At 63.6% G+C, this 9568-nt stretch carries 9 protein-coding genes and 1 pseudogene; 2 read left to right on the forward strand and 8 right to left on the reverse strand.

The annotated features are described in order from the left end of the window. The 6 genes and pseudogenes from EN750_RS40500 to EN750_RS07190 form a co-directional block, all read right to left on the reverse strand. Window positions 1-151: pseudogene (locus EN750_RS40500) on the reverse strand (ABC transporter permease); the annotation flags it as partial. Then, window positions 148-1128 (reverse strand): ABC transporter permease, encoded by a 981-nt coding sequence (locus tag EN750_RS07170; protein WP_127396019.1) that lies wholly within the window; start codon window positions 1126-1128, stop codon window positions 148-150. The pseudogene EN750_RS40500 and the gene EN750_RS07170, both read right to left, overlap by 4 nt. Continuing rightward, the gene (locus EN750_RS07175; protein ID WP_127396020.1) at window positions 1125-2672 is read right to left on the reverse strand and encodes a sugar ABC transporter ATP-binding protein; all 1548 of its coding nucleotides are present in this window, start codon (window positions 2670-2672) and stop codon (window positions 1125-1127) included. The genes EN750_RS07170 and EN750_RS07175 overlap by 4 nt, the downstream gene beginning before the upstream one ends. A gap of 82 nt (window positions 2673-2754) precedes the next feature. Next, a complete protein-coding gene (locus tag EN750_RS07180) occupies window positions 2755-3882 on the reverse strand; it encodes a sugar ABC transporter substrate-binding protein (protein WP_127322625.1) in 1128 nt (375 codons plus the stop codon). A 298-nt stretch (window positions 3883-4180) separates the two neighbouring features. Continuing rightward, window positions 4181-5209, reverse strand: a complete 1029-nt coding sequence (locus EN750_RS07185) for a LacI family DNA-binding transcriptional regulator (protein ID WP_127396021.1) — start codon at window positions 5207-5209, stop codon at window positions 4181-4183. Between the two features lie 177 nt (window positions 5210-5386). Continuing rightward, window positions 5387-6616: an MFS transporter gene (locus tag EN750_RS07190; protein WP_127396022.1), complete on the reverse strand. Its 1230-nt coding sequence runs from the start codon at window positions 6614-6616 to the stop codon at window positions 5387-5389. Between the two features lie 225 nt (window positions 6617-6841). Here EN750_RS07190 and EN750_RS07195 point away from each other — a divergent pair, with 225 nt between their 5' ends. Further along, window positions 6842-7078: a DUF3175 domain-containing protein gene (locus tag EN750_RS07195; protein WP_189526076.1), complete on the forward strand. Its 237-nt coding sequence runs from the start codon at window positions 6842-6844 to the stop codon at window positions 7076-7078. Window positions 7079-7095: 17 nt separating this feature from the next. Here EN750_RS07195 and EN750_RS07200 read toward each other — a convergent pair whose 3' ends face one another. After that, complete coding sequence (locus tag EN750_RS07200; RefSeq protein ID WP_127271478.1) at window positions 7096-7872, reverse strand: FadR/GntR family transcriptional regulator; 777 nt, start codon at window positions 7870-7872, stop codon at window positions 7096-7098. A gap of 102 nt (window positions 7873-7974) precedes the next feature. Beyond that, a complete protein-coding gene (locus tag EN750_RS07205) occupies window positions 7975-8871 on the reverse strand; it encodes an NAD(P)-dependent oxidoreductase (RefSeq protein WP_127396023.1) in 897 nt (298 codons plus the stop codon). Window positions 8872-8990: 119 nt separating this feature from the next. On the opposite strand from EN750_RS07205, the gene EN750_RS07210 reads away from it, so the two are divergent. Then, window positions 8991-9568 (forward strand): NAD(P)-dependent oxidoreductase (locus EN750_RS07210; RefSeq protein ID WP_145967471.1); only part of this gene is annotated, 578 nt, incomplete at its 3' end.

The raw sequence follows: 9568 nt of genomic DNA on the forward strand, positions 1-9568 counted from the left end.
GATATTCAGGCGACAGGAAGCTTCTGGAATAGAGGCTGCCCAGGAACAGCAAGAGAACGATGCAGGCAAAGGCCGTCAGCACCGCCGGATCGGCGCGGCGGATGAATCTGGGCATGCGGCCGGCAATACCGCCAAGCGTCGTTTCGCTCACAGGAACCACTCCAGCCGGTTGCGGACCCGAAACAGGGCGAAGGCGCCGAGGCTGACGGCGACCAGCAGGATAACGCCCTGGAACAGCGGCTGCCAGAGCGGATCGAAATCGAAGACGAACAACAGGTCGCCGATGGTGCGGAAGGCCAGCGCGCCGAAGATGGCGCCGATGGCGCTGCCCTTGCCGCCGAACAGCGAGACGCCGCCGAGCACCACGGCTGCGATCGAAAACAGCGTGTAGGAGTTGCCGCTGGCATAGGCCGCCTCGCCCGTATAGGTGAAGAAAGTCAGGAACAGTCCGCCGATCGCCGCCAGCAGGCCGGCCAGCGTGTAGGCGGCGAACTTGCCGCGCCGGATCGGCACGCCGGACATGTAGGCCGCCGTCTCCGATGAGCCTGCCGCGTAGGCGGCGCGGCCGAGCACCGAGCGGCTGAACGGCACCCAGATCACCAGCACGACGGCCAGCAGCACGAGGAGACTTGCCGGTACCACGCCGAACACACGGCCGGTCAGCGCATCGGCCAAATCCTCATTGACCGAGCCGCCCGGAAATGGCCGCAGCAAAAGGCCGATGCCGTAATAGACGGCGCCAGTGGCAATGGTGGCGACAATCGGCTGCAGCCGGCCATAGATGACGATGGCGCCGTTGATCGCGCCGCACAGCAGCCCCACCGCCAGCACGGCGATGACACCGAGCGTCGTCTGCATCGGCGTGCCGACCACCAGCCAGGAGGCGAGGCAGTTGGTGAGCAGGAAGATCATACCGACGGACAAGTCGATGCCGGCGGTGATCACCACCAGCGTCTGCGCCATGGCGACAAAGGCGAGCAGCACGCCCTTGTTCGACGCCGTCTGCACGACATTGGCGGTGAAGCCCGCCGGATGGTTTGAGGTGTAGATGACGAACATGACGATGAAGATGCCGAGCGCCAGCAGAGTTCCGCGCTGCTCGGCCAGCCAGTAGCGCCAATCTTTCACGCGCTTGCTCCCAGGCCCACCGGGCTCTCCTCGCCATGGATGTTGAGCGCGCTTGATATCAGCGCCCGCTCGGTGATCTCGGCACCGACCAACTCGCGCTTGACCGCCCCGTCATAGAGCACCAGCACGCGATCGCAGCAGCCGATCAGTTCATCATAGTCGGTCGAGTAGAACAGGATCGCAGCACCCGCGTCGGCCAGTTTGCGCATCAGCTGGTACAGCTCCTGCTTGGTGCCGACGTCGATGCCGCGCGTCGGATCGTTGAGCAGGATGATGCGCGGCTGGCGCATCAGCCATTTGGCGATGACCACTTTCTGCTGGTTGCCGCCCGAAAGCGCGCCGACCGGAATGTCGAGGCCTGCCGTCTTGATCGCCAAAAGGCCGACCATGTCGTCGATCAGCCGCTGCTCGGCGGCGCGATCGATGATGCCGGCTTTCGACAGCCGGTCGAGCGCCGCGAAGGACAGGTTCTCGCGCACCGTCATCGGCAGCATCAGCCCTTCGGTCTTGCGGTCCTCGGGGATAAGCGCCATGCCGATGCCGTCGTCGCGCGCAACGGATGGACTGGTGATCGACACCGGCTTGCCGTCGATCAGGATCTGGCCGCTGAGGCCCCGCAGCACGCCGAAGAAGGCGAGCAGCAATTCGCGCTGGCCCTGGCCGTCGAGGCCGCCAATGCCGACCACCTCACCTGCCCTGACGGTCAGCGAGATGTCGTGCAGCCGGTCGGCCCAGGAGAGCTTGCGGGCCTCTAACCTGGGGGCTGCGGTGGCAGGCACCGCCGCCGGCTTGGGCGGAAAGATATGGCTGTATTCGCGACCGATCATCAGTTCGACCACTTCGTTGTCGCTCTTTGTGCCTGCCTTGTAGCTGGCGACATTGCGGCCGTTGCGAAACACCGTGCAGTGGTCGGCAAGCTCGGCGATCTCGTTCATGCGGTGCGAGATGTAAAGCAGCGCCAGCCCTTCCGAGCGCAATCGCTTGAGCACGCTGAAGATCTTGGCAACGTCGGTCGCGGTCAGTGCCGAGGTCGCCTCGTCGAGGATCAGGATGCGCGGCTTCCTGGCCAGCGCCTTTGCGATCTCGACCATTTGGCGGCGTGACAGCGGCAGGTCCTTGACCAGCGCCAGCGGGTGGATATCGGCGGCGCCCGCGCGTGCCAGCGCCTCCTCGGCGATGCGGCGCTGCGCCTTGCGGTCGATCATGCCAAAACGCTTCGGCGGATCGGAAATGACTATGTTGTCGGCAACGCTGAGTTCGGGAACCAGCGACAGTTCCTGGAAGATGCAGACGATACCGGCCTTGTTGGCCGCGCCTGGCGAGGCGAATGTCACTTCGCGTCCATCCAGCGTCATGCGCCCTTCGTCGGGCGCGACGACGCCCGCCATAACCTTGATCAGCGTCGATTTGCCGGCGCCGTTTTCGCCGAGAATGGCATGAATGCTGCCGGATGAGACCGAAAGCTCGGCCTTTTCCAACGCCCGCACACCACCATAGCGCTTGGATATGCCTTCCATCCGGAAGAGCGGAACCATACCGTCCATCGGCCCTCCCGAGGCACTTTTGACGACCAGGGATATCGAATGGCCGGCGCCGCGGGAGATCCCGCGGCGCCTTGTATGCTGCCTATTGGTCCGCCTTGGTCTGGCCCATGATTTCCTGCGCCGTGAAATTGATGCCGCAGGTCGGGAAGGAGTTGCCGACGAAGAAATTGTCAGACTGGTCGGGGAAGAAATCCTGACCGGCTTTGAAGTTCGGATCCTCGACAATCGCCAGCGGCAGTTTGACCGCTTGCGGAACGACATTGCCTTCGAGTGCGGCAATCGCCGTCTTGATGGCAACCGCCACCTGGGCCGGACCGGTGCCGGCCGATGAGCATTTCAGCCCGTCCGCAGCATGAGCGGCGCAGAACTTGCGGAAGCCATTCTCGGTCTCGCCGCCGAACGGCACGAATGGATGCTTGGCATCGATCATCGCCTGCACGATGCCGGTGTCGCCACCCTGTCCGGTCACGCCGTCGAAGGGGCCGTTGGTTGCGATGGCGTCGGCCGAGGCCTTTTGCGCCACGCCGTCATCCCATTTGCCGACCACCTCGGTGACCTCCCACTTCTTCCCGGACGCGTCGAGAGCCTCATGGATGCCGTTGTGGCGGTCGGTGTCGACCGATGTCCCGGCAACGCCGCGCACTTCGAGCACCTTGCCGCCATTCGGCACATGCGTGACCAACCATTTGCCCCACAGCTCGCCAAGACCTTTCTGGTCGACGTTGACGTTGATGGCGTCCTTGGTGTCGAGAATGTTGTCGAAGGCAACCAGAATGACACCGGCTTCCTTGGCGCGCTTGATCACCGGCCCGAAAGCGGTCGGGTTCTGGGCGTTGACCACGATCGCGTCATAGCCGGAATCAATGAAGTTATTGATCGCCGAGATCTGTGCCGGCACGTCTTCTCCGGTCGAGACGACCTTGAATTCCTTCAGCTTTGCAGCAACGTCCTTCTGGGCTGCATAGGCCTTCGCAGTCTGCACCATCTGGATACGCCACGTGTTGGCGATATAGCCGTTGGCGAGCGCAATGCGGTAAGGGCCGTCCTTCTTGGGGAACTTGAAGAACTGCGTATCCGCAGCCCAGGGTGCGAAGCAATCCGGCTCGGCCGCTGGACCCTTGACGATTTCGGGGCCCGCAGCAATCGCCGACGAGCTCAACATGACGAATGCAGTGGCGGCAACGATGCCACCAACAAGTGACTTGATCATCGATATTCCTCCCAATTGCAGTTCTGTTTGTTATTTGACTTTGCGAAGTCTCGCGCGATGCCCGGCACCTCCTGCCTTGGCCACGCTTTCATTGGTCGGTGAATGGCCGACCCGGTTCCTCCCCTTGTCCCCGTCAGCAAAGCTGAAACTATCATATTATCCATAATAAACAAGTATCAGTTGTCGCTTATGTATAATAAACAGGCGTTATCTCTCCCACATGCGCCTGTCAAACAAGGATGGTAGCGCTACCAAACTGGCGTGTAAACCGGCATTCGCACAGTCGCTCCTGTGCGTTTCAACGCGCCGTGCTCTCGCGGCGCTTGAGCTCGAAACCGAGGTCGACGATCCGTTGCTCCGGTCTGTTGCCGGCGATCGCCGCCAGCGCCATGGCGACGGCACGCCGGCCGATCTCATAACGATGGGTGCGGATGCTGGTGACCGAAGGAAACGCCACCTGCATCATGTCGAGATCGTTGAAACCGACGATGCCGATCGTCGTCGGCACCGCGATCGAGGCGCGATGGCATTCGAACAAGACGCCGAGCGCGATGTCGTCATTGTTGCAGAAGACACCGTCGAGTGTCGGCACCTTGGCCAGCGCGTCGCGGAACATCTCGCGGCCGAGCGACACGCTGGACAGCACCGGCGTGGTGGTGACGAGGCGCGGGTCGAACAGGCCCGCGGCCTCCATCGCCGCGCGATAGCCGGCAAGGCGCCGCTGCGAACGCGGGTCCATGCGTGCGCCGATGAAGCCGATGCGGCGATAGCCGGCCTCGATCAGATGCTCGGTCGCCGCCCTGCCGCCATCGAGATGCGAGAAGCCGACCATCATGTCGACCGGATCTGGACCGGTTTCCATGACCTGCACCACGGGGCAGCCGGCACTTTCCAGCAGCTTTCGCGAGGCCGGTGTCTGATCGATGCCAGCGACGATCAGCGCGGCTGGCCGTTGCGAACCGAACAGCTGCAGCAGCCGCTCTTCCTCAAGGCCGGAATAATGGGTGTTGCCAAGCTGGATGCGGAACGGGCTGGCCGACAGGCTGTCATAGATGCCGCGCACCACCTCGGCGAAGACGTTGTTGGTAAGCGACGGCACCAGCACGCCGAACACCTCGGCGCGCGCCGAGGCCAGCGCCCGGGCATTCGGGTCCGGCACGTAGCCCAGTTCGTCGACGGCGGCCTGGATCTGGCGGCGCAATTCTTCGGAGACACGCTCCGGCTCGCGCAAGGCGCGCGACACGGTAATGGCGCCGACGCCGGCCTTGCGTGCGACATCCGCGATGGTCGGGCGGCCGCCGCCCCGGCGCGAGCGCGGCTTGGTCAAGGACGCACTCCTGGCGACGGGCTTGTGCAGCCAAGCGCCTTTGGAACCATATTCGGGGTCTTTGCCACCGTCGTCATGCCAAACCGGCCTGTTGCCGCACCCATTCGCCTTCCGGCGTCGCGCAGCCTTGGGTGGTTGTCAAGCCGCGCAGATCCCGGACCATTGGGCACGGTGAGCTCAGGCCATCACGGCTGTGCTGCGCCGTGCTTTCCAGAACAGCAGCCCGATCGCCACCAGGTTCAGCAAATTCCAGGCGATGCCGTTGAGAAATGCGGCGGCGTAGGAACCGGTCAAATCGTAGATCCAGCCCGACATCCAGCCGCCGATCGCCATGCCGAAGATGGTCGCCATCATGACGATACCGATACGCTGGCCGGCCTCGTTGGCCGGCATGTAATCGCGCACGATGATCGCGTAGCAAGGCACGATGCCGCCCTGCGACAGGCCGAACACCAGCGACACCACATAGAGCGAGGCAAGCCCGTCGAACGGGATATAGAACAGGAGCGACAGGCACTGCAGCACCGAGCCGATCATCAATGTCCGCACGGCGCCGATCCGGTCGGCGAGGAAGCCCGATGCCAGCCGGCTGACGACGCCGCCTGCCATCATGATCGAAAGCATGTCGGCGCCGTGCGCCACGCCGTAGCCGAGGTCCATGCAATAGGCGACGATATGCACTTGCGGCATCGACATCGCCACGCAGCAGCCGAGCCCGGCGACGACCAGCAGCACCTGCAAGGCCGCCGGCGACAGCGAGATCGGCTGCACCGACCGGCTTCCGGGCGAACCCGCGACGGCCGCCGCCGGGGCACCGCGCCGCAGCATCAGCACCAGCGGCACCATTGTCACCAGGCAGAAGATGCCGATTGCCGCATAGGTGAAGCGCCAGCCCTCCGCCTTCATCAGCGTCGGCATGATGGTCGGCCACAACGCCCCGGCAAGGTAATTGCCGGCCGCCGCCGCCGTGACCGCGACACCGCGACGACGGTTGAACCAGTGCGAGATATCGGCGATCAGCGGCCCGAAGATCACCGACGTGCCGACACCGATCAGCACTCCTTGGGCAAGCGTGAATTGCAGGATCGAGGTGGACAGCGCCGCGAGCAGCAGGCCGGCGGAAAGCGCAATCGACGAGAGCAGCGCCGGGATCCAGTAACCCATCCGGTCGATGGCGCGGCCGACCAGCACGTTGCCGGCGGCGAAACCAACCATGGTCGCGGTGTAAGGCATGGACGCCGCGGCGCGGTCGACGCCGAACTCGGCCTGCACCGCGGGCAGCACGACGACGACAGCCCACATACCGACGGCGCCAATCGTCGCCAGCAGCATCGAGATGGCAAGCCGCATCCAGGCATAGGAGCTGTCGATGCCGGGGCCGGGCTGGATGCTGTCGGTTCGGGTCAAGGCGTTTCCTGTCGGCGGTCTCGGAGATCGGCTGCCGTTTGCGCCACTATCGGCGCATTCTCAGGCCGCAGCAGCGCCACAGCGGGCAAATCCGTGGCTCCAGAGCCAGGCCGGAACCGATGCCGATGTGCAGAGTTTCCCCGGCACCCCCCCCCTGCAAAGGAGTCCAGCGATGACCGCCACTAGGAAAAATGGTCGGCCGAGGTGACCGAGCACAGCAACGCAATGGATCTTGAGGATCACGTCTTCGAATCCGACGACGCCAGGAAGATCGCCGCCTCGCTGAGGCGATCCGCCGAACACAGCCACAGGCGCAAGGCCGAGCCTTTCCAATCCGCCATGTCGATGCTGAATTTTTACATCAACCGCGCCGGCAAGAACTTGCCTGCCGCGCGCAAAAAAGTGCTTGAGGACGCCAAGGACGAACTGCGCAGCGCCTTCGGACGCGACAAGGATGACTAGCGGCGGCCGGTCAGGCTCTACCGGGCGCGGATGACGCCGTCTGTGTTGGCGAGCAGTTTGCGCACTGCATTGCGCGCGGCGTCGGGGCGCTGCAGGCGGATGTTCTTCTCGATCGCCTCGTGCAGCTTCTGCGCGTGGTTGAGATCGTCGATCTCCCGCGTCGTATAGGCAAAGAGGTGATCGAACGCGGACTCGATCAGTACGCCGAGCGGCACCAGAAGATCGTTGCCCGAAGCCCGCAGGATGGCAAGATGGAAGCGCGTGTCGGCGCGGGTCCGCTCCTGCAGGCTCGTCGCCTCTCCCATCTCCCGGCAGGCCAGGCTGATCTCGGCCATCTGCTCGTCGGTTCTTCGCATGGCGGCAAACGCGGTCGCTTCCGGCTCGATGATGTGGCGGAATTCCTGCACCGTCTTGAGGAACACTTCTCGATCCGGCGACGTCGCGTACCAGGCAAGCACATCGCGATCGAGCAGGTTCCAGCGTTCCTTCGGCTCGACCCAGCTGCCGATCTTGGGGCGTGAGGCCAAAAGGCTCTTGGCCATCAGCATCTTGATGGCTTCGCGCACCGCCGAGCGGCTGACGCTGAAGGTCTCCGACCATTTCGCTTCATTGGGCAGGATGGTGCCGGGCGGATAGTCGCCGCGCACGATCCTGAGGCCGATTTCGCTGGCCAGCGAGGCGTGGACGCTGGAGCCTGGGATACGCGCGGCGTCGGCGCGGCGAACGCCGCCCGGACGGTCCCCGGAGACCGCCTTCCCCAACGATTTTTCCTTGTTCGGCTTCGCGTCCCGCATGGGTTCCAGAAAGTCCGTATTAAGCAGGCTGTCAAGCGCGGCAAGCGGCTTGCACCGCAAAGCCGCCCGCTGTGCACAGATCAGCCCCGATTGCTTCGCGGATCAGTCCTGGTTGACGTATTTGCGCCAGCTATGCTCCGGGCGGAAGCCCAGCACGTCGCGCGCCTTGCGGTTCGACAGCAGCGTCTCGTATTCGCCGAGCTCGGCCTTGACCGGCACGCCGGGGTAGAACCGCTTCAGGAGTTCGGCAGTCGGCAGATCGGACGAGGTGTCGTCATTGGCGGCGTTGAACACCTGATAGCCGAGGCCGTCCTTCTCGATGGCGCGCAGCGTGATCTGGCCAAGGTCGCGCGCGTCGACATAGCTCCAGGCGATGCGCTTGCGGAAACCCGGATCGGCGAACCATTTCGGAAACAGCGAATATTCGTGCGGCTCGATGACGTTGCCGATGCGCAGGGCGTAGATGTCGGTGCCGTTGCGTTGCGCAAAGGCCCGCGCCGTTTTCTCGTTGACGACCTTGGACAAAGCATAGCTGTCCATCGGATCGACATCATACTCCTCGTCGAGCGGGAAATATTTGGGATCGCGCGGCTCGTTGGCGAACACAAGCCCATAGGTCGTCTCGCTGGAGGCGATGATAATTTTGCTGATGCCGAGCTTCACCGCCGCCTCGACGACATTGTAGGTGCCGAGCGCATTGATGCGGAACACCTCATTGTCGGTGGTGATCATGATGCGCGGGATGGCGGCGAAATGCACCACCGCATCGACCGGCTGCGGGCGCAGCGAGGGGTCGAATTCATGCAGGCCCATATAGCTCGACAGTGCATTGAACACCTGCCCGCTGTCGGTGATGTCGGTGATCAGCGTGCGCACCTTGGGATTGTCGAGCGGCTTGGTGTCGATGTTGAGCACCTGGCAGCCTTGCTCGACCAGATATTGGACGACATGGCGTCCGGCCTTGCCGCTGCCGCCGGTGAACATGATCCGCTTCGTCATTTTGCTCTCCACATCCTCAGGAATTTATGTGTATTGTCAGACAATATCGCCATCCGCAACCACCCTCGCCTGCAAAACGGCAGCGCCTGACATCAATCATTGCAACAGGACTTGAAGACATGAACACGACTGCCGCGAGCGAAAAGATCGGCTTCATCGGGCTTGGCCTTATGGGCCACGGGATCGCCAAGAACATCGTCGACAAGGGCTACAGCCTGACCTTCCTCGGCCGCAAGAACCGCAAACCGGCGGAAGACCTGCTTGGCCGCGGCGCCACGGAAGCATCGACCTCGCGCGATGTGGCGGCGGCATCTGATATCGTCTTCATCTGCGTCACCGGTTCGCGCGAGGTCGAAGCCATCATTCGCGGCCCCGGCGGCCTCAAGGAGGGCTTGAAAAAGGGCTCGGTCGTCGTCGACTGCTCGACCTCCGATCCGGTCTCGACGGTGGCGCTGGCAGCGGAACTCAAGGCGCTCGGAATCGATTTTGTCGACGCGCCGCTCAGCCGCACGCCGAAGGAAGCCTGGGAAGGCACGCTCGACGCCATGGTCGGCGCGCCGGACGCCCTCTTTGCCAGGGTGAAGCCGGTGATCGAAACCTGGGCCGGCCGCATCGTCCATATCGGCGACACCGGCGACGGCCATCGCATGAAGCTGCTCAACAATTTCATCTCGCTCGGCTACGCCGCGATCTATTC

Origin of the sequence: Mesorhizobium sp. M7A.F.Ca.ET.027.03.2.1 (assembly GCF_003999175.1) — a bacterium.
GTDB lineage: Bacteria > Pseudomonadota > Alphaproteobacteria > Rhizobiales > Rhizobiaceae > Mesorhizobium.